General features: G+C 63.5%; 23 protein-coding genes and 1 pseudogene. 14 read left to right on the top strand and 10 right to left on the bottom strand.

Annotated elements, in window-relative coordinates:
• The first annotated feature begins 39 nt into the window (after window positions 1–39).
• From BJG93_RS20860 to BJG93_RS20910, 11 genes are all read left to right on the top strand, one after another.
• Window positions 40–711, top strand: coding sequence for a heavy metal response regulator transcription factor (locus BJG93_RS20860; RefSeq protein ID WP_027196149.1), 672 nt, complete (start codon window positions 40–42; stop codon window positions 709–711).
• The gene (locus BJG93_RS20865; RefSeq protein ID WP_027196150.1) at window positions 708–2096 is read left to right on the top strand and encodes a heavy metal sensor histidine kinase; all 1389 of its coding nucleotides are present in this window, start codon (window positions 708–710) and stop codon (window positions 2094–2096) included. The genes BJG93_RS20860 and BJG93_RS20865 overlap by 4 nt, the downstream gene beginning before the upstream one ends.
• 193 nt (window positions 2097–2289) lie before the next feature.
• Complete coding sequence (locus BJG93_RS20870; protein ID WP_027196151.1) at window positions 2290–3573, top strand: efflux RND transporter periplasmic adaptor subunit; 1284 nt, start codon at window positions 2290–2292, stop codon at window positions 3571–3573.
• 16 nt (window positions 3574–3589) lie between these two features.
• A complete protein-coding gene (locus BJG93_RS20875) occupies window positions 3590–6685 on the top strand; it encodes an efflux RND transporter permease subunit (RefSeq protein WP_027196152.1) in 3096 nt (1031 codons plus the stop codon).
• Window positions 6686–6702: 17 nt separating this feature from the next.
• Window positions 6703–8196 carry an efflux transporter outer membrane subunit gene (locus BJG93_RS20880; RefSeq protein ID WP_027196153.1) on the top strand — a complete coding sequence of 498 codons (1494 nt, stop codon included), beginning with the start codon at window positions 6703–6705 and terminating at the stop codon, window positions 8194–8196.
• Window positions 8197–8220: 24 nt separating this feature from the next.
• On the top strand, window positions 8221–8457 hold the full coding sequence (locus BJG93_RS20885) for a hypothetical protein (RefSeq protein WP_034478279.1): 237 nt from the start codon (window positions 8221–8223) through the stop codon (window positions 8455–8457).
• Window positions 8458–8697: 240 nt separating this feature from the next.
• Entirely contained in the window at window positions 8698–9624 is a 927-nt protein-coding gene (locus BJG93_RS20890; protein ID WP_027196154.1) for an ABC transporter substrate-binding protein, read from the top strand.
• The gene (locus BJG93_RS20895) at window positions 9624–11234 is read left to right on the top strand and encodes an amino acid ABC transporter permease/ATP-binding protein (RefSeq protein ID WP_027196155.1); all 1611 of its coding nucleotides are present in this window, start codon (window positions 9624–9626) and stop codon (window positions 11232–11234) included. The genes BJG93_RS20890 and BJG93_RS20895 overlap by 1 nt, the downstream gene beginning before the upstream one ends.
• Window positions 11235–11298: 64 nt before the next feature.
• On the top strand, window positions 11299–12549 hold the full coding sequence (locus tag BJG93_RS20900; protein WP_027196156.1) for an acetamidase/formamidase family protein: 1251 nt from the start codon (window positions 11299–11301) through the stop codon (window positions 12547–12549).
• Between the two features lie 271 nt (window positions 12550–12820).
• Entirely contained in the window at window positions 12821–15202 is a 2382-nt protein-coding gene (locus BJG93_RS20905; protein WP_027196157.1) for an acetamidase/formamidase family protein, read from the top strand.
• A gap of 77 nt (window positions 15203–15279) precedes the next feature.
• Window positions 15280–15681, top strand: coding sequence for a RidA family protein (locus BJG93_RS20910; protein ID WP_027196158.1), 402 nt, complete (start codon window positions 15280–15282; stop codon window positions 15679–15681).
• 47 nt (window positions 15682–15728) lie between these two features.
• On the opposite strand, the pseudogene BJG93_RS20915 reads toward BJG93_RS20910, so the two are convergent.
• The 8 genes and pseudogenes from BJG93_RS20915 to BJG93_RS20950 form a co-directional block, all read right to left on the bottom strand.
• A pseudogene (locus tag BJG93_RS20915) lies at window positions 15729–16199 on the bottom strand (DeoR/GlpR family DNA-binding transcription regulator); the annotation flags it as partial.
• Window positions 16200–16357: 158 nt separating this feature from the next.
• Complete coding sequence (locus tag BJG93_RS20920) at window positions 16358–17035, bottom strand: tyrosine-type recombinase/integrase (RefSeq protein ID WP_082194561.1); 678 nt, start codon at window positions 17033–17035, stop codon at window positions 16358–16360.
• Entirely contained in the window at window positions 16927–17556 is a 630-nt protein-coding gene (locus BJG93_RS20925; RefSeq protein ID WP_154671764.1) for a tyrosine-type recombinase/integrase, read from the bottom strand. Before BJG93_RS20925 ends, BJG93_RS20920 begins: the two co-directional genes overlap by 109 nt.
• Window positions 17501–18589, bottom strand: coding sequence for a fatty acid desaturase (locus tag BJG93_RS20930; RefSeq protein WP_034478287.1), 1089 nt, complete (start codon window positions 18587–18589; stop codon window positions 17501–17503). The genes BJG93_RS20925 and BJG93_RS20930 overlap by 56 nt, the downstream gene beginning before the upstream one ends.
• 158 nt (window positions 18590–18747) lie before the next feature.
• Complete coding sequence (locus BJG93_RS20935; protein ID WP_027196162.1) at window positions 18748–19536, bottom strand: CDP-diacylglycerol diphosphatase; 789 nt, start codon at window positions 19534–19536, stop codon at window positions 18748–18750.
• 103 nt (window positions 19537–19639) lie between these two features.
• Entirely contained in the window at window positions 19640–21094 is a 1455-nt protein-coding gene (gene iaaH / locus BJG93_RS20940; RefSeq protein WP_027196163.1) for an indoleacetamide hydrolase, read from the bottom strand.
• 161 nt (window positions 21095–21255) lie between these two features.
• On the bottom strand, window positions 21256–21471 hold the full coding sequence (locus tag BJG93_RS20945; RefSeq protein ID WP_027196164.1) for a hypothetical protein: 216 nt from the start codon (window positions 21469–21471) through the stop codon (window positions 21256–21258).
• Between the two features lie 315 nt (window positions 21472–21786).
• Entirely contained in the window at window positions 21787–22491 is a 705-nt protein-coding gene (locus BJG93_RS20950; RefSeq protein ID WP_027196165.1) for an NADPH-dependent FMN reductase, read from the bottom strand.
• Between the two features lie 505 nt (window positions 22492–22996).
• Between BJG93_RS20950 and BJG93_RS20955 the strand changes: the two genes are divergently transcribed.
• Both BJG93_RS20955 and BJG93_RS20960 read left to right on the top strand, forming a co-directional pair.
• Window positions 22997–23722, top strand: coding sequence for a J domain-containing protein (locus BJG93_RS20955; RefSeq protein ID WP_027196166.1), 726 nt, complete (start codon window positions 22997–22999; stop codon window positions 23720–23722).
• 299 nt (window positions 23723–24021) lie between these two features.
• The gene (locus tag BJG93_RS20960) at window positions 24022–24651 is read left to right on the top strand and encodes an arsenate reductase/protein-tyrosine-phosphatase family protein (RefSeq protein ID WP_034478293.1); all 630 of its coding nucleotides are present in this window, start codon (window positions 24022–24024) and stop codon (window positions 24649–24651) included.
• Here BJG93_RS20960 and BJG93_RS20965 read toward each other — a convergent pair.
• Window positions 24648–24974, bottom strand: coding sequence for an H-NS histone family protein (locus tag BJG93_RS20965; protein ID WP_027196167.1), 327 nt, complete (start codon window positions 24972–24974; stop codon window positions 24648–24650). The genes BJG93_RS20960 and BJG93_RS20965 overlap by 4 nt on opposite strands.
• Before the next feature lie 770 nt (window positions 24975–25744).
• Between BJG93_RS20965 and BJG93_RS20970 the strand changes: the two genes are divergently transcribed.
• Complete coding sequence (locus BJG93_RS20970) at window positions 25745–26053, top strand: hypothetical protein (protein WP_027196168.1); 309 nt, start codon at window positions 25745–25747, stop codon at window positions 26051–26053.
• A 99-nt stretch (window positions 26054–26152) separates the two neighbouring features.
• On the opposite strand, the gene BJG93_RS20975 is transcribed toward BJG93_RS20970, so the two are convergent.
• Window positions 26153–26431: a hypothetical protein gene (locus tag BJG93_RS20975; protein WP_027196169.1), complete on the bottom strand. Its 279-nt coding sequence runs from the start codon at window positions 26429–26431 to the stop codon at window positions 26153–26155.
• Between the last annotated feature and the right edge of the window lie 20 nt (window positions 26432–26451).

Genomic DNA, 26451 nt, shown 5'->3' on the forward strand with positions numbered 1-26451 from the left:
TTTTCGAATCGCGCTAATTGAACGACAGGTTGCAGCACCATGCGAATACTGATTATCGAGGACGAGCCGAAAATGGCTTCCTATCTCCGCAAGGGGCTCATGGAAGCGAGCTTCCAGGCGGATACAGCCCTTGATGGCAAGGAGGGCCTCTTCCTTGCCCTTAATGAAGACTACGATCTGATTCTGCTTGACGTGATGCTGCCCGAACTCGACGGGCTCGAAGTCCTCAAGCGCATACGGGAGAAAAAACATACGCCGGTACTGCTGTTGACGGCTCGCGACACGGTCCAGGACAAAGTCGTCGGGCTCGAGTCCGGTGCGGACGACTACCTGTCCAAACCGTTCGCCTACGCCGAGTTGCTGGCGCGGGTCCGTGCGCTGCTGCGAAGGCCGGCGCAGTCGTCGGTCACAGTTTTGTGTGTCTCCGACATGGAGCTCGATCTGGTCAGGCGGCGCGTGCGGCGCGGCAATGTGCGCATCGATTTGACGGCTCAGGAGTTTGCACTGTTGAAATTGCTCACCGAGCGCCAGGGCGAAGTGCTGACCCGTGCTTTCGTGACTTCCCACGTGTGGGATATCAACTTCGACAGCGACACGAATATTGTGGACGTCGCGGTCAAGCGCCTGCGCTCGAAAATCGACAGCCCGTTCGAAAACAAGCTGCTGCACACGGTTCGCGGCATGGGCTACGTGCTGGAGGACAGGGCATGATTGGGGCCTGCGCGCCGTATTCACTGCTGAAGCGGCTCGTGCTCGCGTTTTCGATTCTTGCCATCCTGGTCCTTTCGCTCGCCGGCGGCCTTCTCTACCGTACGCTCTCGCTGGAACTGCGACGCCGCGACGACAGCGAAATTGTCGTGAAGCTTCAGGAGTTCATGGAGCAGGCTCGCACATTGGGCAGCGCGGTATCGGTCGCGCAAAACGGTGCGGTATTTCAGGAGGCGCTGCTTTCACATCCGGCGGTGTCTTTCGCGATATCCGGCGGGGGTGGTGAACTGTTGGTGTACACCGGGGGACGCGGGCAGCGTCTGGCATCCGGGCTGGGCAAAGACGCCGGGTCTGGTCCGTTCACGTGCAATCCGCCGGTCGTCGGGCCCGCCCGCTGCGTTGTGGGGCGCGAAAAGCTGTCGTCCGGGGAGACGATCCAGATCGTTCTCGCGCACGCGGCTCATGTACGGCGCTCGGTGCTGCGCGCTTTTCAGGAGGACCTATTGCTCGTGCTCGTCGGCGGTTCGCTGCTGATGGGCTTACTCGGTTATGCGATCGCGAAACGGGGTCTCGCGCCTGTGAAAACGATCGGTGCTCGCATTTCCAGCATCGAGGCACACAATCTGGACAATCGTCTGCAGATCGGCGGCGGCCCCGTCGAGCTTCACGACATAGCTGTCCCGGTCAATCGCATGCTCGACCGGCTCGAGCGGGCCTTTACGCGCCTGTCGCAGTTCTCGTCGGATTTGGCGCACGACATGCGCACGCCGCTCGCGAATATCATCAGTTCCTCGCAAATCACGCTGTCCAGGCCGCGCACGATTGATGAGTACGAGATGCTCATCGATTCGAATATCGAGGAGTGCGAGCGACTGCAGCGCATGATCGAGACCATGCTGTTTCTCGCGAGGGCGGATCATGCCAGACAGCAACTCAAGCTAGGGTCGCTCGACTGTCAAAGCGAATTCGCCAAACTCACCGCATTTTTCGATGCCGTTGCGGAGAATAAGAGCGTTCGGTTCTGCATCGATGGGCCCGTGCAAGTGCGAGCCGATCCGACGCTGTTCAGGCGTGCTGTCAGCAATCTGCTATCCAATGCGCTGGAGCATGCCGGGACCGCGTCCGAAGTCGTGCTACGAGCGTTCCGCTCGGGAGAGTATGTGGCCGTGCAGGTCATGAATCACGGCGAGAGCATTCCGCCCGAACATATCGATAAAATCTTCGAACGCTTTTATCGCGTCAATGCTGCCCGCGAGGGATCGGCGAAGAATACCGGCCTCGGTCTTGCGATCGTCAAAGCGATCATGGAATCGCACCGAGGCAAGGTCGAAGTGCTGAGCCGCGCAGGCCGCACGGTGTTTACGCTGTATTTTCCGGCTCGCGTCTAAAGCGCGGCGCGCCGCGCCGCAGCCTGTTCTCCTCCTCGACCTCGCGCACGTCGCCAGCCTCAATGTCAAAAATGACATTTGGCCGCCATGTGTGTATCAGCCGCAGATTTCGATAATCGACACCATGCGATCGAGGACATGAAGTCCTCGCTCTTCGAGTGTGTCAGGTCGATTCGATTCTGCGAGGGACTCATTGAAAACCAACTACCAGAGACGCCTGTATGCGTCCGTCGCCGGGGCCGGCTTGGTCGTTCTGTGCGGCGCCTTCGCGATTCATTCGCGCAGCACGCATGCAGCGGCCGGATCCGTAGCGGCCGAATCTGCCACGTCAGCGGCGGCGAGTAGTACACCTACCGTTTCCAGCGCCGTCGACCTGGCGCCCGAGGCGCTCTCGAATCTGCATCTGCAGATCGCCGACGCAGCCCTTCGCCCAGGCGTGCGGACCATCACCGCGCCGGGCGTGATCGCCTTCAACGGCAAACAGCTCGCACAACTGAGTTCCCCCTCCAGAGGCCGGATCGAGGCCGTCGACGTCGCAGTTGGCGACCACGTGCGTGCGGGGCAGCGACTTGCCGTGCTCGACGAGTTCGACCTCTCCGATGTGCGCAGCCAGCTCGCCAGCGCGCAAGCCGCGCTCGCCGATGCGACGGCCGCAGCCGACGCGGCACACGCCGCGCTCGCGCGCGGCACTGAGTTGGTCGACGCCGGCGGCATTGCGCAAAGCGAACTCGAGCGCCGTCGCGCGATGGCGGCCAATGCCGATGCCACGCTGCGCTCCCGGCAAGCAGATCTGCAGAAATGGCGCGGCATGACGCAACGATTGATGCCGATCGATGCCGCCGCGAAGGCAGAGGGCGACATGCGCACCCTTGTCGCATTGAGTCCGCGCGACTCGCTCGGCGCCGTGGTCGCGCCGTTCGACGGTGTCGTCACGGCAGTGAGTACGGCCGCCGGCAACATCGTCGATACGTCGCAGTCGCTCGTCACGGTGACGGATCTGTCGACCGTGTGGCTGCAAGTCAGCGTGCCGGAACGCGACGCCGCTGCCGTGCACGCGGGTCAGACGGTCGCGGTGAACGTCGATGCCTATCCGAACCAGCCGTTCAACGGACGCGTCATCGACGTCGCGGATCAGGCCGATCCGAATACGGGCACGGTCACGGTGCGTTGCGAAGTGCCGAACCCCGGCGGGCTGCTGCGCGCCAACCTGTTCGCCACGGCAAACATCGCGGCGCCGCTCGGCCACGATTCCGTGCTGGTGCCCGATTCCGCGTTACAGGACGTGAACGGTAAGACGGTCGTATTCGTGCCTGCGGGTGAGGGTCACTTCCTGCCGCGCACGGTCCATACCGGCGTGGCCGAGAGCGGCATGACCGAGATCGTGAGCGGGGTCACGGCCGGAACGCCGGTGGTCGCCGACGGCAGCTACTGGCTGAAGGCCGCGCTGATGCAAACCACCATTCCCGACGAAGGCTGAACCGCGAGCGCAGGTCATGATTACGAAGATTGTCGATGCGGCGCTGAAGAATCGCGCCATGGTACTGATCCTGGTCGCCGTACTGATCGCCTTTGGGCTCGTCAGCATGCAGCGACTGCCATTCGATGCGCAGCCCGATATCTCGCCGGTCCAGGTGCTGGTGACGACGCAAGCGCCGGGGCTCGCTCCGGTCGATATCGAACGCTCGATTACCGCGCCCGTCGAACTCGCCCTGCAAGGGCTGCCCGGCATGCAGGCGCTGCGCTCCATTTCCCGTTATGGCCTGTCGGTCATCTACGTGCGCTTTGCCGACGGCTCGAACATCTATCAGGATCGCAATCTGATTGGCGAGCGCCTGCAGACGGTGCAGCTTCCGCCCGGAACAAATCCGCCTCAGATGGGACCGCTGTCGGATGGCCTGAGCGAGATCTATCAATTTCAGGTGCGTGGCCACGGGCAATCGCTGATGACGCTGCGAACGCTGCTCGACTGGCAGATCGCGCCGAAATTCCGCGAAGTGCCGGGCGTGGTCGACGTCAACGTCAACGGCGGCGAACTGAAGACTTATGAAGTGCAGGTGGCGGACGACGCACTCACGCGCTACGGCCTTTCGACCGCCGACATCTTCAATGCCGTGCAGATGAACAACGGCGCAACCGGCGGCGCGACCATCGAGCACAACGGCGGGGAGGCCATCATTCGCGGCGAAGGGCTGCTTCGCAACGCGACGGACATCGGCAACATCGTGTTGCGCACCGAGCCGGATGGCACGCCGCTTTATGTTCGCAACGTTGCGCGCGTCGTCGAGGCGCCGATGCCCCGGCTTGGCGCAGTCACGCGCGACGGCAACGGCGAAGCCGTTGTCGGCGTCGTTCTGATGGGACTCGGGCAGAACACGCGTATCGTCGCGCAGCGGGTTCAGGACGCCGTCAAGGAAATCAACACGACGCTGCCGCCCGGCGTCGAAATCGCACCGTACTACAACCGCGCCGACCTGATGAACCGCGTGCTGCACACGGTTGCTCACAACATGGTCGAAGGCGCCGTGCTCGTGATTGCCGTGCTGCTGCTGTTGCTCGGCAATGTGCGCGCCGGCCTGATCGTCGCGCTCGCGATTCCTTTGTCGATGCTGGCCGCGGCGATCGCCATGTACGGCGCGGGCATGTCCGGCAATCTCATGAGCCTGGGCGCCATCGATTTCGGCCTGCTCGTCGACGGCGCGGTGGTCATGATCGAGAACATCGTACGGCGGCGCGCGGAAGCACCGGCGCGGCCCATGCAGGCGGTCGTGCTCGAGGCATCCCGGGAAGTGGCGCGGCCCGTCACGTTCGCGGTCCTGATCATTACCGCCGTCTATCTGCCGATTCTCAGCCTCCAGGGCGTCGAGGGAAAGATGTTCCGCCCGATGGCGTTGACGGTCGTGTTCGCGCTCCTCGCGTCGCTCGTGATCACGTTGACCGTGATGCCCGTTCTCGCGAGCTTTCTGCTGCGCGGCAAGGTGGCCGAACACGAGAGCCGCATCATCCACTGGATGCGGCGGCGCTACGAGCCGGTGCTCACGCGCGCGGCGCATCGTCCCGCGCTGACTATCGGGCTTGCCGTGCTGCTGCTCGCGCTCGCGGGCGTTCTCGGCTCGCGCCTCGGTGCGGAATTCCTGCCGCGGCTGGAAGAAGGGGCGCTCACGGTCACGACCACGAAGCTGCCCGGCATTTCCGTGCCGTCGGCGGTCGAGTCACAGACGATGGTCGAGCGAACGCTGATGCGCTTTCCCGAAGTTCAGTCGGCAGTCACGCTCGGGGGCAGCTCCGAGATTCCCACCGATCCGATGGGTGTCGAGCAAAGCGACACCTTCATCATGCTCAAGCCGAAATCGGAGTGGAAGACCGCGCAGACCCAGGAGGGACTGGTCGAAGCGTATTCGGATGCGCTCAATCGCGCGGTTCCCGGCCTCACGCTCGATTGGGCCCAGCCGATCCAGATGCGCATGGACGACATGCTCGCGGGCGTGCAGGCGGATGTCGCCGTGATGATTCACGGCAACGACCTCGACGCGTTGCACGATACCGCGCAGCGTATCGCGAGCGTGATCGCTCGCGTGCCGGGAGCCGCCGACGTGCAGGCGCAACAGACGGTCGGCCAGCCGTACTTGCGCATCATCGTGAACCGGGATGCGGTGGCGCGCTATGGCCTCAATGCGAGCCAGGTGCTCGACGTGGTGCAGGCGCTTGGAGGCCGCACCGTTGGCTCGATGTCGAATAACGATGGCCGCTTCGACATACGCGTTCGTCTGACGCCGCAAGACCGCACGGATGTGGCGCGAATCGGCGCGCTACGCGTGAGCAACGGCGCGGGCAAGGCCGTGCCGCTCGCCGAAGTTGCCGACATCCGGATGGAGCCCGGTCCTTCGACGATCGAGCGCGAACAGGGGCAGCGCGTGATCATGGTGCAGGCCAACGTGCGCGGCCGCGATCTCGCCGGGTTCGTGCTCGCTGCGCAACATGCCGTGGCCACGCAGGTCAAGCTTCCGCCCGGGTACAGCCTGTCCTGGAACGGCAGCTTCAAGAATCTGCAGGAGGCGATGTCGCGGCTCTACGTGGTCGTGCCCGTCGCCCTGGCGGTGATCTTCGTCCTGCTTTATCTGATGTTCGACAGCGTGAGCCTGGCGGCACTCATCTTCTTCAACGTGCCGTTTGCGGCAATCGGCGGGATCCTGGCGCTCTGGATTCGCGGCCTGCCGTTCAGCATTTCGGCCGCCGTCGGCTTCATCGCGCTGTTCGGCATTGCGGTATTGAACGGGGTCGTGCTGGTCAGCTACATCGTCGAGAAGCGGGCGAGCGGCCTTGGCGCGCTCGAGGCTGCGCGGCAGGCTGCCTTGACACGGCTGCGTCCCGTGCTGATGACGGCGACTGTCGCGAGTCTGGGCTTCCTGCCTATGGCTTTTTCCACGAGTTCCGGCGCGGAAGTGCAACGGCCGCTCGCCACGGTGGTGATCGGTGGACTGGTATCGGCCACGCTGCTGACTTTGCTGGTGCTGCCGACCCTGTACCCGTGGTTCGACCGCGGCAAGCGCACGGTGCCGCAAGAGCAGACCGTACCGGAATACGCAGAATGACACAGGGTGCTACTCACATGATCACCTTCCAACGTTCGTCCAGCCTGTTGATACCGTTGTTGCTCGCGAGTTGCGCGGTCGGTCCCAACTTCACGCAGCCCGCCGCACCGGCTGGGGCTGGTTACACGCAAGCGCCGTTGCCTTCGAGGACCGCGGCGGCCGGCGCGGATGGGCCGGCGCAGGACTTCGTCGCCGGCGGCGATATACCCGGGCAATGGTGGACGCTGTTCCAGTCCCCGCAGTTGAACCAGTTGATCGATCGCGCGTTCAGGCGCAGCCCGACGATCGACGCCGCACACGCTGCGCTCACTAGCGCGCGCGAAGACATGCTGGCGCAGGAGGGGGCGTTTTTCCCCAGCATCGGTCTCGATGCGTCGGGCAGCAGGAACGGGACGCCGACTGCGAGCCTCGCACCGGTCGCGGCGAACAACCAGCGCATCTATTCGCTCTACACGGGCGAGCTGACCGTTTCATATTCGCTCGACGCTTTTGGCCTGAATCGCCGGACCGTCGAATCGGCGGCCGCGCAAGCCGAGAATCAGCGCTTCGAACTCGAAGCGGCTTATCTGACGTTGAGCAGCAACGTGGTGCTCGCGGCGATCGACGAAGCGGCCTTGCGCGGTCAGCTTGCCGCGCAAGAAGAGATGATCAAGGCCGATACCGAACTCGCGGACATCGTCCGGCGCGAATACACGCTCGGCGAGGCCGCACAGGCCGATCTATTGCAACAGCAGGCCGTGCTCGCCCAGGCGCAAGCGGCGTTGCCACCGCTCGAAAAGCAACGGGCGCTGCAGCGCGATGCGCTGACTGCTCTGGTGGGAGGCTTTCCGAACGAAGACCTGGCGGTGCACTTCGATCTGGCGGACCTGCACCTGCCTGACAATCTTCCGGTGAGTCTGCCGTCCAGGCTGGTCGAGCAACGCCCGGATATTCGCGCCGCTGCCGCCACGCTGCACACGGCCTCCGCACAGGTCGGCGTCGCCATCGCCAATCGGCTGCCGCAGATCTCACTGAGCGCCGCACTGGGCACCTCACCGAATGCTCTCGCCAACGCGTTCACGCCCTACAACCAGTTCTTCAACGTGGTCGGCAAGGTCGCGCAGCCGATCTTTCAGGGCGGGGCGCTGCTGCACCGCCAGCGTGCCGCACAGGCGGTCTACGAGCAGGCCGGGGCGCAGTACCGCCTGACGGTCATCAACGCGTTCCAGAACGTTGCCGATGTCTTGCAGAGTGTGCAAGCCGATGCGAAGACGCTGGAAGCGTCCGTGGCCGCCGAACAGGCCGCATGGCGCAGCCTCGATATCGCTCGCCGGAAGCTGCAGACGGGGGAGATCGCTTACCTGTCCGTGCTGACGGCACAGCAAAGCTATGAAACGGCGCACGTCGCCGCGATCCAGGCGAGAGCCGCGAGGCTCGCGGACACGGCGACGCTCTTTCAGGCCGTCGGCGGCGGTTGGTGGAACAGGTCGGACGCGCTGGTCTCGAGCGCGGCGCTGAAAGAAGTTCATTGAGTCGGACCACGTGACACATTCCTCATGATACGAACTCTCATTGGCCTGATCTTCGTCGCTCTGCTGAACGGCTGCGCCTATCCGTCGGCACAGGCTTACCGTGCGCCGCTTGCGCAGACTGTGACAACCCGGACCGTCGACTATGCGGGCCTGCCCTGCGGCAATCAATACATGTACGTCAAAGCGCCGCCGTGCTACTTCCCGCGCGAAGCGCAAATACCTGTCGCCACGCTGCAGGCGGGGACGGCGTCATCGCATTGAGTACGATGCATTGCGCCCGGCGGTCGAAGCGTCCAGCTTGCCGGACGCGCTGCCGACTCGACTGGCCGTGCGACAGCCTCGACCCGCTCGCGGCGCTGATGTCCTGCTTCGCGCCCGTGCAAGCATTTGGGCGCGCTGGAACAAGTCCACCCAATTTCGTTCACCTACCCTTGGCCTCGTGCGATGCAACGAGGCGTACATAGGGTGGGCCTTTGACATCTGCCGTTCAGGAGTATGGGGATGAACACAACTATTGTCGGTCATGGACGTGGCATGCCGTGCGCAGGCGGTTTTGGCCGCCGCTGGCGCGAGCTGCTTCTCGGCGCGGCGAGTCTGCTGGCGCTGCTGATGTCGGGTCACGCTCAAGCCGCCGCGCCGGTGCCCGCCGAGTGCGCCGCGTTGCAGGCGAAATACCCGCAATTCAAGGGCAAGACGCTGATCAACGCGATCAACCCGCACACGCCGGGTTACGAAGCGCTGGACCCGAACGATCCGACGAAATACATCGGCTTCGACATCGATCTCGGCGAGGCGATCGGCAATTGCCTCGGCTTCAAGATGGCGTACAAGCCTGTCGCGTTCTCGGCGCTGCTGGCGACGCTGCAAAGCGGTCAAGCCGACATCGTGATCTCCGACATCTATGCGACCGAGGAGCGCGCGAAGGCGGCGGACTTCATCACCTATTCGAAAGTGTTCGACGGCGTGCTGGTTGCGAAGGGCAATCCGAAGAAAATCAGCGGCATCAACCAGACGATGTGCGGCACGACCGCTGCGGAGAACACCGGCTACGTCGAAGTGCCGCTGATCCAGAAGCTCGCACCGGCTTGCAAGGCGGCGAACAAGCCGGAAGCTGCCGTGCAGCTGTACGACAACAACGCGAACGCAATCCAGGCGATTCTCTCAGGCCGCGCCGATACGTACATCAACGACGTCAATACGGTGGACCAGGCGGTCAAGGCGTATCCGGGCCAGCTCGAAAAGGCCAATGCGGTGACACTGCCGTATTCGATCGGTATCGGCGTACCTAAAACGAATCCGGCAATGCGCGCGGCGGTCATGGCGGCGCTCGTCGCGATCCAGAAGTCCGGCATCCAGACCGAACTGCTGAAGAAGTGGTCGCTTGGTGCTGAAAATCTCGAAACTCCCAAGCTGATTGCCTCGAACTGATGAATTTGTTCCTGCACTATGTCGGCCTGCCGTATCTGTTAAGCGGCATCGGCTTCACCATCGCAGTCACGCTCCTCGGGCTGGCTGGCGGTCTGATCGTGGGACTGGTGCTCGCGAGCATGCAACTGAGCAAGGTGGGGCCGCTTGCCGTCATCGCACGCGGCTACACGGTGATTTTTCGCGGAACGCCGCTGATCCTGCAACTCGTGTTCGCCTACGACGCGCTGCCGCACATCGGTTTGAAGTTGAGCGCGATGGGCGCCGCGGGTCTCGCGCTTGCGGCGAACGAGGGGCCGTTCATCGCGGAAATCCTGCGCTCCGGCGTGCTCGGCGTCGATCGTGGGCAAGTTCTTGCGGCGCAGGCGCTCGGCATGACGCCGACCGTGTTGCTGCGCCGTGTGATCGCGCCGCAGGCGATCCGCACCATGGTGCCGGCGCTCGGCAACGAATCGGTCAGCGCGTTGAAGAACTCGTCGCTGGCCTCCGTGATCGCGGTCGACGAACTGACCTTGCGCAGCACGCAACTCGCGTCGTCGACGTTCGATTTCTTCTCGATCTTCTTTGCGTCCGGGCTGATGTATCTCGTGCTGACCGGCTTGATTGCCGCGATCCAGCTATTCGCCGAAACGGCGCTCGATCTCGATCGCAGTCCGTCCGGACGCTTTGCGCGACTGCTGCCGTGGCGCCGGGCCGCGCTCGCCGTGGAGCCCTCTGCCGCAAGCGCGACGCTATCCGTCGGTGCGCCGCTCGACGCCGCGCCCGTGCCGGTTGCGCGCAAAGCCCATGCGGAGCGCGCAAGCCGCTACGAGCTATTGCAGACGCAGAAAGCGGCGGTGCAGGTGAAAGGGCTGAGCAAGCGTTACGGCAAGCAGACGGTGCTCGACGGCTTCGACCTCACGGTCCGCTTCGGCGAGGTCATTGCGCTGCTCGGGCCGAGCGGATCGGGCAAAAGCACGCTGCTGCGCTGTATCAATCACCTGGAGCAGTGGGATGCCGGCGAAATCCGTATCGGCGGCAAGCGCATCGGTTTTCGGGTCGACGGTCAACCAATGACACAGGGCGACCTCGCCAACGAGCGAGCGAGTGCCGGCGTCGGCATGGTGTTCCAGCATTTCAATCTATTCAGTCATCTGACGGCGTGCGAGAACATCGCCGGGCCGCTGCGCTGGGTGCACGGGGTACCACCGGCCGACGCCGAGCGCCGCGCGCGCGAACTGCTCGAACGCGTCGGCCTCAGTCATCGCGCGGATGCGTTGCCGCGACATCTGTCGGGCGGCCAGCAGCAGCGCGTCGCGATTGCCCGCGCGCTGGCGCCGAATCCTCGCGTGCTGCTGCTCGACGAACCGACCTCCGCGCTCGACCCCGAACTCGTCGGCGAGGTGCTCGACGTGATTCAGCGGCTCGTGGACGAAGGCGGCCTGACCATGATCATCTCCACGCACCAGTTGCGCTTTGCCGATCAGGTCGCCGATCGCGTCGTGTTCATGAGCGGCGGCGCGGTGGTCGAGCAGGGACCCACGCATGACGTGCTCACCCAGCCGCGCCATCCGTTGACAGCTCGATTCCTGAGCGTGATGGGCGCGGACGACCGGCTCGAAGTCGCGTCTTGACGGCGCGCGCCATTCAGCATCGCCCGGCCGTTCGTGCCGGGCGTCTTACGAGGTTCGAACAGACATGAAGCACCATACCCTCCCGGTTTCGCCTGAAACGGTTCATTGGGGCTACTTCAGCAAGCAGGTCGCGCCCGCGTTGACGGTGCGTTCCGGCGACCGGATCACCATCGAGACGCTGACCCACCATGCGAACGACGACCACGAACGGATGGTCGCGGGCGACCCCGGCGCCGAAAGCATCTTTCAGTGGACTCGCGAGCACAAGGCCATGCCGCGCCGGGGCGCGGGCCCAACCGATGGACCGTTTACGCTTGGGTCGGGCGAAGGTGTCGGCGTGCATCTGCTGACCGGGCCGGTCGCGATTGAAGGGGCCGAGCCGGGCGACGTGCTCGAAGTGCGAATCCTCGACGTGCGCCCGCGGCCGAGCTGCAATGCGTGTTATCGCGGCCGTTGTTTCGGTTCGAATGTCGCCGCATCGTGGGGCTTTCATTACCACGATCTCATCGAGGAGCCGAAGCCCCGTGAAGTCGTGACGATCTTCGAGCTCGATACCTCGGGCGAGCCATTTGCGCGTGCGGTCTACAACTACGTGTGGACGCCGCAAACCGACCCGGACGGCGTGGTCCACGCGATGATCGATTACCCGGGCGTCAAGGTCGACCCTACGCTGGTGAACAAACGCGAGAACATCCTGCCGAACGTGAAGGTGCCGGCCAGACTGCATTTCGGCACGATGGGGCTCGCGCCGGCGGAGCTCGACTATGTCAGCTCGATCCCGCCCAGCTACACCGGCGGCAATATCGACGATTGGCGCGTCGGAAAAGGTGCGCGGATGTATTACCCGGTCGCGGTCGAAGGCGCATTCTTTTCTGTCGGCGATCCTCATGCGGCGCAGGGTGACAGTGAACTTGGCGGTACCGCGATCGAAACTTCGCTCACCGGCGACTTCGAGTTCGTGCTGCACAAGAAGAATGACCTCGGCGGCACGATTCTCGAAGGCCTCACGCACCCGATGCTGGAAACCGACGACCAATGGTCCGTGTACGGATTCACTTTCGCCAACTACCTGGCGGAACTCGGCCCGGCCGGACAGACCGAGGTGGCACAGCACGCGAGCCTCGACAAGGCAATGCGCGACGCGTTCCGCAAGCTGCGCCGTTTCCTGATGACCGTGCACAGGCTAAGCGAGGATGAGGCCATTGCGCTGATGTCGGTCGCCGCGGATTTCGGCGTCACACAAGTGGTGGACGGCAATTGGGGTGTGCATGGATCGATTCGCAAGAACGTCTTTATCGGCGGCGCCGGCCGCTGAGACGTCCCGCTCGGGCCGCAGGCGATTCGCCGCGCGCGTGCGCGTGCGTCCCGTATGCGTCAGGTCGGTGCATAGGGGCGTTGCTGGTGCCTGCGCGCGCAATCATCGCGGTCGGGCGGCCACCGGCGCTCGGGACGCCGCGCCCTCGCGATGCCCCCGACCCGAGTTGGTGCGGTTATTGCTTTTTTGGGCGACCCGTACCGCTCGTCGAATCTGTCCTCGGGTAGCGGGCGTTGCGCTCGTGCGACGGGCGTCCGTTCCGGAGTCAACGTTGGATTTGCTGCGCTTTACTACCGAGTCCTATTCGGAGGCCGAACGGCTTCGCGCGTGGGTTAAAGCGCTTGACACGATGGGGTGGCGTAGCGGTGCGATTGCTTCTGTGCGGGCATTGCGTGGCACGATCGTCGCGCAGCGCTCGCCCGGCGGTTTCGATCTGGGCCTGCTGGCGTCGGTGGCGCAGACGCTCGAACCGAACGCTGCCGGTGGCGACGGCGCGCTGATCGTGCTGCATCTTGACGGTGTGGCGACGCTGCAGGCCAACAGCGGACGTCAGCCTCTGGCAGTGAACGACCTCGTGTTTCTGCCGTCGGGCGAAGGCGCCTCGCTGCTGTTCGCGACCGATTTCCGCGCTTTTGTCGCGCGTGTACCGCGCTCGGCGATCAGGGGGCGGTTGTTTGCATCGTCGATGAACGCCGGCCGGATCGCCGGAGACGTCGGTGTCGGGCATGTGTTTTCCGGTTTTCTTGCGTCGCTTGCGGAAGGCGTGGAGACGTTGTCCGCCAACGACCTGCGTCCGCTTGAGCTCGCACTGGTCGAGTTTCTGGTGGCGATTCTGTCCGTGCAACAGCGCGAAACGCCGATTAGCGGACTGACATCATCACAGGCGGCCATCTTCTCGCGCGTGTGCCGCAGTATCGATGCGCAACTGGGCGACCCCAACATCAGTCTCACGCGTTTCGCCGCAGAGGAGCGCGTCTCGCAGCGCTACCTGCAAAAGCTGTTCGAAACTGCCGGCCAGAGCTTTTCCACGTATTTGCGGCTCAGCCGCCTTGAACGCTGCAGGGCTGAACTCGTCGATCCGCTCCACGAGAAGACGTCGATTTCGGATATCTGTTTTCGTTGGGGCTTCAACGATCCCGCGCATTTCAGCCGTGCGTTTCGCGAGCAGTACAAGACGTCGCCGCGCGCCTTCCGTCATGAAGCGAGCCTCGATTTGGCGCGACATGTGGTGCAGCGCATGTCGCGCGGATTGCCGCTCAACACGGATGCGCTGCTGGTTCCCGCGCAAACCGCGGCGCGGGAAGCCACGCTCGACGCTGCCGGTGCGATCGTAGCCAGTCGCCCCGTCGACACGCGAACCGGCTCGAGGCAGGCAATCAGCAGCCGGTCCGGCAAGCCGCGCCACCATCTGTTGCGTGCAACGGCCAACACGGTACATTGGGGCTATTTCTCACACGACCTGAAGCCGGTGCTCGAAGTCGACAGCGGCGATCGCGTGACGATCGAGACACTGACGCAGCATGCGTCGGACGACTGGGCGCGTATGGTGGCCGGCGATCCAGGCGCTGAAAGCGTGTTCCACTGGACCGCCGAGCGCAAAAACGTGAACCGGCGCGGCGCCGGACCGATCGACGCATCGATCTACGGTCGAGGCGCAGGCGAAGGGTTTGGGGTGCATATCTGCACCGGCCCGATTGCGGTACGTGGCGCCGAGCCGGGCGACATACTGGAAGTCAGGATCCTCGAGGTGCATCCGCGGCGCTGCGCGAATCCGCAATTCAGCGGGCGGGCGTTCGGCAGCAATGCGGCCGCGTGGTGGGGTTTCCATTACCGTGAATTGTTGACCGAGCCTAAACCGCGCGAAGTCGTCACGATTTATGAACTCGACGCAGAGCCCCGGCCGGACCAGGGCACGCCCTTTGCGCGCGCGGTCTACAACTACCGCTGGACGCCGCAATGCGATCCGTTCGGTGTCGTGCATCCGACCATCGACTATCCGGGCGTTCCGGTCGATCATTCCACCGTCGAGGAGAATTATGGAATTCTCAAGGGTGTCAAGATTCCGGTGCGCCCGCATTTCGGTCTGATCGCGGTCGCGCCGCAACAGGACGGTCTCATCGACTCGATTCCGCCGTCCGCGTTCGGCGGCAACCTGGACAACTGGCGCGTCGCGCAGGGTGCGAGCGTCTATCTGCCGGTGGGTGTTCCCGGCGCATTGCTGTCGGTCGGGGATCCGCACGCATCGCAGGGCGATTCCGAGCTATGTGGGACGGCGATCGAATGCTCGCTGACCGGCGAGTTCCAACTGATATTGCACAAGAGAGCGACTTTGGCCGGCCAACCGTACGCGGATCTCACGTATCCGCTCGTCGAAACCGCCGACGAGTGGGTGCTGCATGGATTCAGTCATGCCAACTATCTGGCTGAATTCGGCACGCACGCGCAGAGCAAGGTCTACGAGAAGTCGACGCTGGATCTCGCGATGCGTGACGCGTTCATCAAGACGCGCCGCTTTCTGATGACGACCAAGGGCCTTACCGAAGACGAAGCAATCTCGTTGATGTCGGTCGCAGTCGACTTTGGTGTGACACAGGTCGTCGACGGCAACTGGGGTGTGCACGCGATCATCCGCAAGGCCTTGTTCGCGGAATAAATTATCTTGTCGTGCGTGCGCGATCGGTCTGCCGAAGCGGTGCGCACGGTGCTTTCCTTTTTCCGGAGTTACCTCAAATGGATTTATCTACAAAATTCTGGATGGTCGAGGGCGGCCCGACACCGGTAGGCCCTTTCTCTCATGCAACCGAGCACGACGGCTGGGTGTTTCTCACCGGCCAGATGCCGACGTCGCCGGAGGACGACAACGCACCGCTTCCCGAAGGCGTCGCCGCCCAGACGACACGAGTGATGGACAATCTGATACTGGTGATGAAAGGGATGGGTCTGGGCCTCGAACATGTCCTTTCGGCGCGGATTTTCCTGACCGAATTCAAACGGGATTACGCGACGATGAACGCCGTCTATGCAGCTTATTTTCCGACTGGGAGATTGCCGGCGCGGACCTGCATCGGCGTAACCGGATTGGCGCGTGACGCGCTCGTCGAAATTGACTTCATTGCTCGCAGGCCGAGTTGAACAGCGGCTCGATGCAGCCGTTACACCAGGCAGTCAATGTGCCCATGCTACCGCGCCGTCTCGACGGTCACCTCGCCGTGCAACAGGAATGAGGTCATCTCAGGTGCGTCGCGACGGGCATCGGTCACGAGCGTCCACTCGCGTTCGAGCGGTGTCCAGTGTTGCTGGCTTGCGCGGTCCAGCTTGTGCGAGGTGACCAGTACGAAGAGCTGGGCAGCCTGCCTGATCACGCATTCCTTCAGGTAGGCCTGCTCCGCTGACGCCTCGCAGAGGCCTCGGTCAGCCACCACGCCGTCCGCGCCGAGAAATGCCTTGTCGACCGACAGGCGGCTCAAGGCAAGCTGCGCAAGCGGGCCGAGCGTGCTCATGCTGGTGGGACGCAGGTCGCCGCCGATCAGCGTGACGGGCACTTCGCTCGCAGCGAGCGTGTTGACGGCCAACAGATTGTTGGTCACAACGCGAACCTCGCGACGGCCGGCGAGCAAACGTGCCATTGCCGCGGTGGTGGTGCCGCCGTCGAAACCTAGTTTTCGTTGTATGGACAGGACGGTGGCTAGAGCATGGCAGGGCAGGGAAGTTCAAACCCGCCAGCGCCTCGCAAGCAAGTGTTGGAGTCTGCTGCCTCTATAAGTCTAAAAAGCGAGGCGCAGAGACACAAACAACTTGCTGCAAACAATCAACCGCTCATGCTCTCGAGATAGTCGCCCCAATCCCGCATCATTTTCTGTTCTCTGCTCACCCGGTTCTTCTCGACGTGGGCCAACTGACGTTCAACCGCCAGTGGAGCAAATCCCTGTTCGTGCGCCCATGTGCTAAACGTACCGCGTGCGCCGTGCGCCCTGAATAGCCGTTCGTCATTGAGCCCAGCGCGGACAAGCGCTGCATTGATTGTGGTAGGCGCCATGGGGCACGATTTGTCTTTGACATTTGGGAATAGGTAGTCGTCAGCGGCTGTCGTTCTAGTGATTCCCTGAATTTCTTTCAAAATTTCAATTGCCTGAGTACTCAGTGGGACGATGTGTGGATGCCCCATTTTCATGCGCTCGCCAGGAATGGCCCACATCGCAGATTTCAGATCTATCTCCTTCCACGTCGCGCCCCGCAATTCGATAGTTCGCACGGAGGTAAGCAACAGCAGACGCATTGCCAAACGTGTGAGCGCCGTTCCCACGATCGACAATGAATCCGGCAAGCGTTTGAGTTCATCGGCCTCCAGCGCTCGATTGTGGCGCGTAGGAGGGAGCGTCACCACGTCCGACACTTTGAGCGCCGCAACAGGATTTGCGTCGGCCCGCCCCCTGATAATCGCCCGCCTGAATATCGCGTCAAGGTGCTGACGCAGACGAACTGCAATATGAGGAGCACCCCGGTCTTGCGTTCATCACCTAAAAGGGTTTTGCGCTTTGCAATCGATTGCAGCAGATCGTAGACGTGAGCCACCTTGATATCTCGTACTGGCATCTTCCCGAGTGGCGAATCTTTCACGTAGCGCGAGAGAAAGCGTATGGCCTGCCCGCAGTAGTACTCGCTCCACCTGTCGCGGTTGTCTTCAATCCAGTCCTCGCAGACGGCCCAAAAGGTATTTTTGTGGTGTGTGATCGTCTGCAGTTGCAATTGCTGCTCATAGGCCTTGGCGTGGATGCGGGACGCCACCAGCTTGGCCGCATCGTTGCGACGTTGGCGGGCGTCGCTTATCGACAGGTCAGGGAATCGCCCAAGGGTATAGCTGCAGTCCTTGCCATCCAGTCGGTAGTCAAATTTCCATACCTTCGAACCCGAGACCGACACCCGCAGATACATGGAGTCACGATCACGGATCTTATAGGGCTTGTCGTGCGGTTTGGCGTTCAGCAGTAGCGGGTAGGTTAGCTTCACGGGGCTCTCCTCGACGGACAACTACCATGGTTTTTACCCGCAATTTACCCGCAAAACTGTCGGAAGCACACGGATTACTCTGGATCAAACCGGACGGATCCCCATAAACCGGAGGCGCAACCGAAGCGAACGCATAAAGTTTCAGCCATTCGCTGTAACCCCGTACCAGAAAGCCTCCGGAGCGTCCCACGTATTGCTGGCGGGACGTTTCATAAACCGCCCGGAGTGCAAACCACGGCACCTGCGGCAAGTCATGATGAACCAGATGATAGTTGTTGTTCAGAAACAGCAATCGCCACAACCATCCCGCTTCATTGATGACCGTGCGGTGCGCGGTTTCCTGCGCGAGCCGATGCTCATGAAAGGAACGCACCGATGCAAGCGCGAGCGAGCCATACCCGGCACCGACGATAAACATCCACGCCGGTATTGCGCATACCTGCCGCAACCACGCAGTGAGCGCAACCAGCGCGGCCAGATGCGCGAGCCATGCGGGCACGTCGCCCCAATCGCCGTCGCGAATCTTGCCGAGCGCTTGCGCACCGGTCGCGGCGATCGAAAACGCTGGCCCGACCAGCAATCTACCGATCAAGCTATTGCGGAAAACCAGCAATGCACGCATAGCGGTGCCCGCGCGTTGCCATTCCGATGCGCTGACGAAATAACTTTCAGGGTCGCTGCCAGGCTCGGTCAGGTGCGCATCGTCGTGATGACGCAGATGCGACTCGCGATACACGTGATAAGGAAACCACACCGCGAGCGGCGCGAAACCGAGCAGCGCGTTGACCAATCGCGAGCGCGTCGGACGACCGTGCAGCAGCTCGTGCTGCAATGACGTGTACCATGCGCCGAATCCGGCCAGCAGCGCGACCGTCAGCGGCAGACCCAGCAGACGCGCGTGCGTGGCCACGCCGAACCAGCCACCGTAGATTGCGACGATCAGCACCCATGTCGGCCATTGCGTGCGCCAGGTCCGGCTCGCGGCCAGACGGTCGATGCGGTAGCGCTGGGTGTCGTCGAGATAGATCGCCATCGTTGAATCGGTCCGAATCCAGGTTCGAACCCGCGCTATCGATGCGCAGGTCGAGACCGATCGTACGAGGCAATGCGGTGCGCCCGAACCATTTTGTTGAGCAATGCATCGGTGCAATCGTGCAAAGCGGGCTCGGCAAGCGCGTATCCGGGAACCGCTCAATGATCGTCCGCCACGCGGCACGCGTGATCGAGCAGCCCTTCGGCCGTGCCGCTGCCACCCTCGACGTCGATGCCGCTGTTGATGATCAGCCAGCCATCCCGAGCCGCGGACGGTCCCGCACCGGTGACGAGGATCGTTTGCGTGGCCATCGTCGCCGGGTCGGGATGGTCGCGCGCGACGATTTTGAACGGGTCGTCGGCGCCGCTCAGCGAGCTCACGCGCATGATCCTGTAGCGCTCGCCATCGAGGGTGTCCCAGCGCCATCGTCCGGGCGTGTCGTTGGCATGATTCGCGAGCGTGGCGCTGACTTCACGTTGCATGCAGTCGATGTGGATATGCAACTGGTTTTGCGAGCGACGATATTCGGAGTTGATTTCGAGGCCGAGCTGATCGTCCGGCAACGCGCGTTTGACCGCTTGCTGTACGTAATGGCGCGAATCCCACGCGTCGCTCCAATAGTCCCTGGCATCGGGCGCGACAACCAACGGACTTTCGATGCCTGTGATGCGATCGGTCGGCATCAACAAAAACTGCGAGCGGCCAAGAATGTCCTTCAGGACGACGTAGCGTTTGTCGAGATCGACGACCGTGCATTGACCCGGCGTGCCGGTGGCCTGCTGCGATGGCACGCAGCGGACGTCGACGATCTTCCACAGCGCGTTGGAATCGACCGTCGCAAGACGTGCGCAGGCGCTTGAGGCAAAAGCGACCGCGACAACGGTGGCCAGGTGAACGACGCGGCGCGCGAGGCCGCGAGTCGAGAGGGCGGTGGCGGGTTTCGTCATCGGCGCTTAAGGTGAGATTCGGGCATGCGAAGCGTCGGAATGCGGGCGGCAACGCGCACGCATTAAAGCACCAACCTGATGACGTGGACGTGAAACACGGGCTTCAAAGCACCGGCGCCGGCAACGGCCCGAGCACCTGTTCGAATGCGACACCGATGGCCAGCAGCCGTCTGTCCGAGCCGAGCGATCCGTCCAGTTCGAGGCCGACGGGCAGGCCGCTCGCGCTGATACCCGCCGGCAGCGACAGCCCCGGTATGCCGGCCGTGCTGGCCGGGTCGGTATTACGCAGGAACGCTTCCATCGTATCGATCGGTGGACCGCCGTCGATCGTGACCGTCGACGAACCGTTCAGATCGTCGATCGGTACCGCGACGAGCCGCGTAGTCGGAAACAGCAACGCGTCGAGACCGGCATCCGCGAACGTCGCGGCGAAGTAGCTTTGCAGCCGCGGCCGCCAGTAATTGAGCGCCGCCGGGTAGTGCGAGCCGAGCACGTCGGCGAGCACGTCGGCGTAGATCGCGCGCACGTCCGGGCTCGCGATGCGCGCGGCCAGTTCGGCGACGGTTTGCACCGGCGCCTGATTCGCGACCAGCCACGCGAGCACGTCGTCGCGCGCTTCGTGAATGGCGAGCGGGCCACCGACCATCCCGTTCAGATGCTCCAACTCATTCATCGCGACCGGTACGAACGTGACGCCCGCCGCTTCGAGCTTCTGCAACGCAGCGCGCGCGACGTCCTCGACCTGTCGCTCGAGAGCGTCCCACAGTGGCGCGGGCAAGCCGATGCGCAAGCCATCGAGCGCGATCGCGGGCAATGCGCGATCGCCGGTGATCACGCCGTCGAGCAGCGCCAGATCGGCGACGCTGCGCGCCATCGGCCCAACGGTGTCGCGGGTATGGCTGATCGGCACGACCGCGTGCGGGTCGTGATAGCGCCGCTCGGCGCCGCCGTTGCCGACCGACGGACGCAAGCCCGCGGTGCCGGTCAGCGCGGCGGGGATGCGGGTCGAGCCGCCGGTGTCGGTGCCGAGTCCCGCTGGCGCAATGCGCGCGGCGATCGCCACCGCGGTGCCGCCCGACGAGCCGCCCGGCATCAGCGACGGATCGTACGGGTTGCGCACCGGCCCCGCGTGCGCGGCGAGGTTCGTGCTCGTGATACCGAATGCGAGTTCATGCATGTTGGCCTTGCCGAGCACGATCGCGCCCGCATCGACGAGGCATTGCACCGATCGCGCATGGGTCTTCGGCACGAAGCCCGCGAGCGCCGGCGTGCCGGCCGAGGTCGGCAGGCCCGCGGTATTGATGTTGTCCTTGACGACGATCGGCAAGCCGGCGAGCGGCAGGCGCGCGCGGTCGGCCGCCGTCAATGCGTCGATGCGCTGCGCGGCGGCGAGCGCGCCGTCGAAGTCGAGCGTGGTGAGCGCGTTCAAATGCGTGAGCGCGGCGGCGCGCGCGAGCAAGGTGGCCACGTAGTCGGCGGCTTTGAGGCGGCCGGATCGTAGCGCCTCGACCGCCTGTGTCGCGCTGAGCGCGAGTTGTGCGTCGACGGTCCATGTCATGACCGGCGCCTCCGTCTCGATGGATGCGTCGCGGGCGGCGCGAGTTTCGGCGGCATCCGTCGAAGCAGCGGACAGATTACGCGCGCAGGCAGCGAACGCAAGGGTTCACCTATTCTGGCACATCCGCCTGAAAGCCGATGCCGGTGCGCACTACGATCCGCTTACTGGTGATTATCGATCCACATACGCCCCCAGTCGGATGCATAGGCGAGCGCATGCTCTTCATCGAAGAAGTAGTCGAGCGCGTCGAACGAATAGGCCTTGCGCCTATTCTCGTCGCGCTGCTCGATCGTCAGATTGGCGGCGAATAATCCATTCGGGAGCGGTTGCGTTGCCGCTTCGACCTCGTAGCCCTTGTAGCGGATGTGCGAGTTCATGATGTTGACTTGTCAGTGTGTCTGCGAGTGTCGTGCGAAACCCAATGCGTGCGGCGCGGCCCTGTCGTTGCCGAAGATGAATGAAGCGGCGGGCAGGGTCAAGCGTAGGGCGCGCTGCGCAGCGGGCGAACCAATCTTTCGTCGAAAGCAAATCAGCGCGGGAGTGATGGTCAAAAGCCCGGATTGGATCGAAGTCGCTGAGTGCGATGACTCTATCCGCGCGGGGTCGCGGTGTCTGTTATGTGGCGCACGGTCGCGCGGCGCGAAGCGTGCCGCCGCGCGCGATGGCCGCGGCGTCACGGTTGCGGGAGCGCTTCAGACCGCGTGCAGAACGCGGGTGGGACGGGTGTCGGCGGCGACGGGGGTGGTGGTGCTGCGTGCGGAGGCCAGGCTCGCCGCTGAACGGCTCGCCGCGGCGGGCGCGCCATGCGCACGCTGCGCGTCGAACGCGAGCGCGAACGTCGCGGTCTGCTGGCCGACGGTCGCGAGTTGCTCGACCACCTTCGGATCGGAGCAACTGTCCGCGCTGTCGAAGCGCGTCTCCAGCGTATTGATGCCGGCACCGAACGGCGTCGGCCAGCCACGCAGCGCGTGCACGATCGAGCGCAGCGATGTCAGCACGGAGCCCGTTGCCTGCCAGCCGTAGGCGGTGACGATGCAGCCCACCGCGCGGCCATCCAGATACGGGCGCTCGTCGGCGCGCAGTTCCTCGAGCGTGTCGAGCGCGTTTTTCACGAGCCCGGACACGCCGCCGTGATAACCGGGTGTCGCGATGATCACCGCGTCCGCGCGCCGCACGGCCTCGATCAGCTGCAGTTGTTCGTCGGTGCGCGCCGGCTGTTCCGGCGCGTAATGCGGCAGGCTATGCAGAAAAGTGCCGCCGAACAGGCGGGTATGCGCGCCCGCGGCTTCGGCGCCGCGCAGCGCCAAGGCGAGCGCGCACTCGGTCGACGAAATCGCGCGCGTCGTGCCGCCGATACCGACGACGAGCGGCGGGGGGCGATGATCGGATCTGCTCAACGAAATGCTCCTGCGATTGCGGTTCACGGCGCGGTGGACGGCGCGGTTCAAGCGGAACGCATGCAGCGCTAGCCACGCACGTGCACGGCCATCAATGGACCCGTCCGAGCGACCCGGACTTTGAAGCGTCATCTTAATCAGCGGCCGCCGCGCGGCTAAGCGACTTTTTGTTCTAACGATATAACCATGCGGGCGCAGGCCGCCGAACGCTGTGCAATGGACGTGAGCGCTCGACCGATAAGCATATGGCGAACCGTTGGTTGGGTGCGTGCGGGTCTGACGATAGGATGGGCTCGTCTCCTCCATGACATCTCCTTTGACATGGGACTCGGCCTCGCTACCCAACAAGTGGCGGGGCCTTTTTTCGTGGCTCGAACGGGCGATGTGCCGCAGTGCGATCGCGGCAGTGCCGGAATGCGCGTGCGGCGGCCAGGCCGCTTCGCGATGACGCCGCTTTCAGCGTGCTACGATGCCCGCATCGTTTTTCCGCGAGATCGAGCCCAGCATGGCAACCCTGTATGACACGCTCGGCGTGCCCGCGCATGCCACCGACGACGAAATCAAGCGGGCCTACCGGAAAGCCGCGATGAAGTGGCATCCGGACCGCAACCACGGTGCCGAGGATGTGGCGCGCGCGGCGTTCCAGGAAATCAGGGATGCGTATGCGATCCTGTCCGACGCCGAGCAGCGCAAGGTCTACGACACGGTCTACGCTGAACAGATGCGCGAGTGGGAGGCGCAGCACACGCGCCGGCAACGCGCGCAGGCGAAGCGCGAGGCGGCGGCGCGCGCGGCCGACGAAGCCGCGTATGCGGAGATGGTATCGATCGCGATCCGCTTCGCCGACGAGGGCCACAATCGTGACGTGCTGTTCGGCGTGCTGCTCGGGCGGCAATGCGAGCCACGGCGCGCCGCGCAGATCGCCGACAGCGTCGCGGCGTTGCAGGCGGCGCGCCGCGACGAGGCGAACGCCGCGCAAAACGATCAGCGCGCGAGTCAGAGCGCGAGTCAGAGCGCGAACACCGCGCAAACGGCGCAAGGGGGGGCGGGCGAAGCCGAACGGGCGAAAACCGCGCAAGAAGCCAGCGCGGCCGGTCAAACCGCCGGTCACGACACGCCGCACGCGAAACGCATGGGCCACGGGAAGCGCGACGAATCCGGCAGTGACATGCATCCGGCAGGCGCGCTCGGCAACCTGTGGTTCCAGTTCCTCAATAGCCTGAAGTTCTGACGTGTCGCAGCGACCCGTGCGATCAAACGTCCCGTGGCCGGCGGATGCGAACCGCATCGTGCCGGACCGGCGGGCGCGCACGAGCGTCGTTTGATCCGACAATTATTGACAGCTCGCTGAAACAGCGGGTCGGACGCTGGTACACTGCCCATCGTTCGCAAAGCTGTGCCCGTGGATCGAGGTCTCTGGTGCGAATCCCGTGGCGCAAATAATAAAGACGCCGTAGTGTCACGGGGGCGCAAGACTGGAGCGGCACAATTCCGCCCAGAGGCCAATAAAAACATCGGTACGGGGTAAGCGTGTCCAGAAAATATAAGGTGTTGTTTCTCTGCCGCGATAATTCGATCCGCAGCATCATTGCCGAAGCTTTACTGCGCGAACTGGCGGGGCACCGGTTCGACGCGTTCAGCGCGGGCCCTGAACCGGCCGCGCGCCTTCATCCACTCGCGGTCGCGCAATTGCGGCCCGGCATTTCCGGGCGCGCGGTGCTGAGCCCTAAAAGCTGGCTGGAATTCACCGGCGAATGGGCGCCGCGCATGGATACCGTGATCGCGCTCGACGAATTCGTCGGCGGACTGCATGCGCCGGTATTTCCGGGCGGGCCGGCGTTCGTCTATTGGGCCATTGCCGATCCGCTCGCGGGCGGCCACGGATCCGCTGACGAGCAGGCCCGTCTTTTCGACAAGACTTTCTGGCAAATTGTGCGGCAGGTCAGCGCGTTGATCGAGCTGCCGCAATATGCGCAGCCTGCGTCGAATCACGCAAATATCGCCGATGCGGCGAATGCGATCGATGCGGGAAATACGGTGAATGCCGCGAATGCGGTGAATGGGGCAAGCGGTGGCGCAAAACCGGTGCGTGGCACGGCGGCTCATTTCGAAGTCGCAGCCAGTGTTTCCGCGCCTTCGAGCGCGGCGGCCTGCACCTAGCGATTGCTGGGGCGCCCGAGCGGTGTGCCGGCGAACGGGTCATTCGACCAGTCCACCTGCTTTTTCGGCTGGGGTGCGGGCGGCGGTTTTGCGGCCAATTCGAAATGCTCGATGCTTTGGCCGGCGCTAATGGCCTGCTTCAACCATTGCGGCATTTCGCCGTTGCCGTCCCAACTGTCTCCGGTCGCATTGCGATAGCGCGCCGCCTTTTTGGCCAATGACTCGGTCGCCAGCGCCGCGGCAAGGTCTTCAGGTCTGATACCAAACTCTTCCATACGATGGCGGAGATACGCAATCATGCTATCTCGCTTCCTTTCGTCCATAGGATATTTGTCCTTCTAAAACGTGCAGCGTGCTGTCAAAGACAGATTGCGGGGAAAAAGCTGCGAAGCGTCAGCCCGACTGAAGGGGCCGCCCCGCGGTGGGGGTTTGTCGATTGACGGAGATGCCATGTGCCGGGTTAAAAAACGTTGCTCCCTGAACTGCAATAGGGCCTCGAACAAAGACGGCCGCAGGAACAACCGACCCTCGAACCGAGGGTCTCAATCAGCAAATATTTCAGCATGTCGCAGCGCGGCGAACGAGGCCGGTAAGCCTGACGTTCGCGATGAAAAGCTGTGTCTCGATGCAATGATTGCGAATGGATGAAGTCACTCCACGCTGTCCGTCTTTCACCGGACTTTCGTCGATGTGCGGTGCCGCTTTTTGTGCGTTGTAGCAACATCATAACGCAATGCGAGAGCAAAGCACGCTTAGTTCACAGCGAATTTGTCGGTGAATGCGGTTTATCGAACGGTGTGGACAATTGACGACACCGGTGGAAGCGCCTGGATTGAATTCCGGGGGCCGCGAACTATAAAAGAAGGACGAGAAGCTGCGCATTGCAGACTTACAGACCGATTGCGCCGACGCTCGGAACCCGTCGAATATCGGTTGAAAAGGCGGTAATTCTTCATCTGTTTGTTCGATGACCCGTCGCAGCAGTAGCGCATTGGCATCGACGCGTTCCTCGGCCCCTTGGGCAGGTTGGCTGTTCGCGGATCAATTCTTGTGGAGGACGAACACTGCTGCGCCGGATTCGAGGAGTCCGGAAATGAGAGTACGTATATTGATGATTGCGGCGACCGCCGTTCTGTTTCTCGTGCCGAGAACGGCCGCCGCGGATGAGTTGAGCGGCCAGGCGGACCCCGCCATGTCGGGTCGCGCGATGATGCAACACGATGCGGATGAATCGGCACAGGCGACGACCGATATGTCGTTCGGTCACAGCTGGGATGCGCGCGAGCAGGGCGTGCGCAACGCGTCGTATGGCGGCGTACCGGCGGGCGAGTCGCAGGCGGGAGGGCGCCGCAGCCAGTCTTGCTCGTTCGGCACGGAGTGCAAGACTTATTTCGGTCAATGACCGGTTCGCGGGCGGCAGGCGCGTGGTGCCAGGTGACCAACGGGTGCCGCGCTGTACCGCCGCCGCTCTTGCGCCGCTTGACTGCAAGCGCATCCAATGTCACGCCAATGCCGATTCCCCCTGCGCATGACCGTTGCGCTCGCCGAGGCGCGCGACGATATCGTCGACGCCGCGCGCTGTGTCGTGGTTTTCCCCCGCTTCGTTGTAACCGCGGAATACGTCGAGCACATCGCGCCATGAACCGTGCCAGCGCGTTTCCCGTAGGCAGACGCCGGACGGATCGGCAATACGCAACGCGCCGTTGTCCGGATAGAACGTCAGCGTGACGAGGCGGCCGTCGATAAAGCAGGCGGCGGTGCAGGGGCGAGTCGTGACCATGTTGGTGTCCGTTCGATGAA

It is taken from the genome of Paraburkholderia sprentiae WSM5005, from assembly GCF_001865575.2.
In the GTDB taxonomy this organism is placed as follows: Bacteria; Pseudomonadota; Gammaproteobacteria; order Burkholderiales; family Burkholderiaceae; genus Paraburkholderia; species Paraburkholderia sprentiae.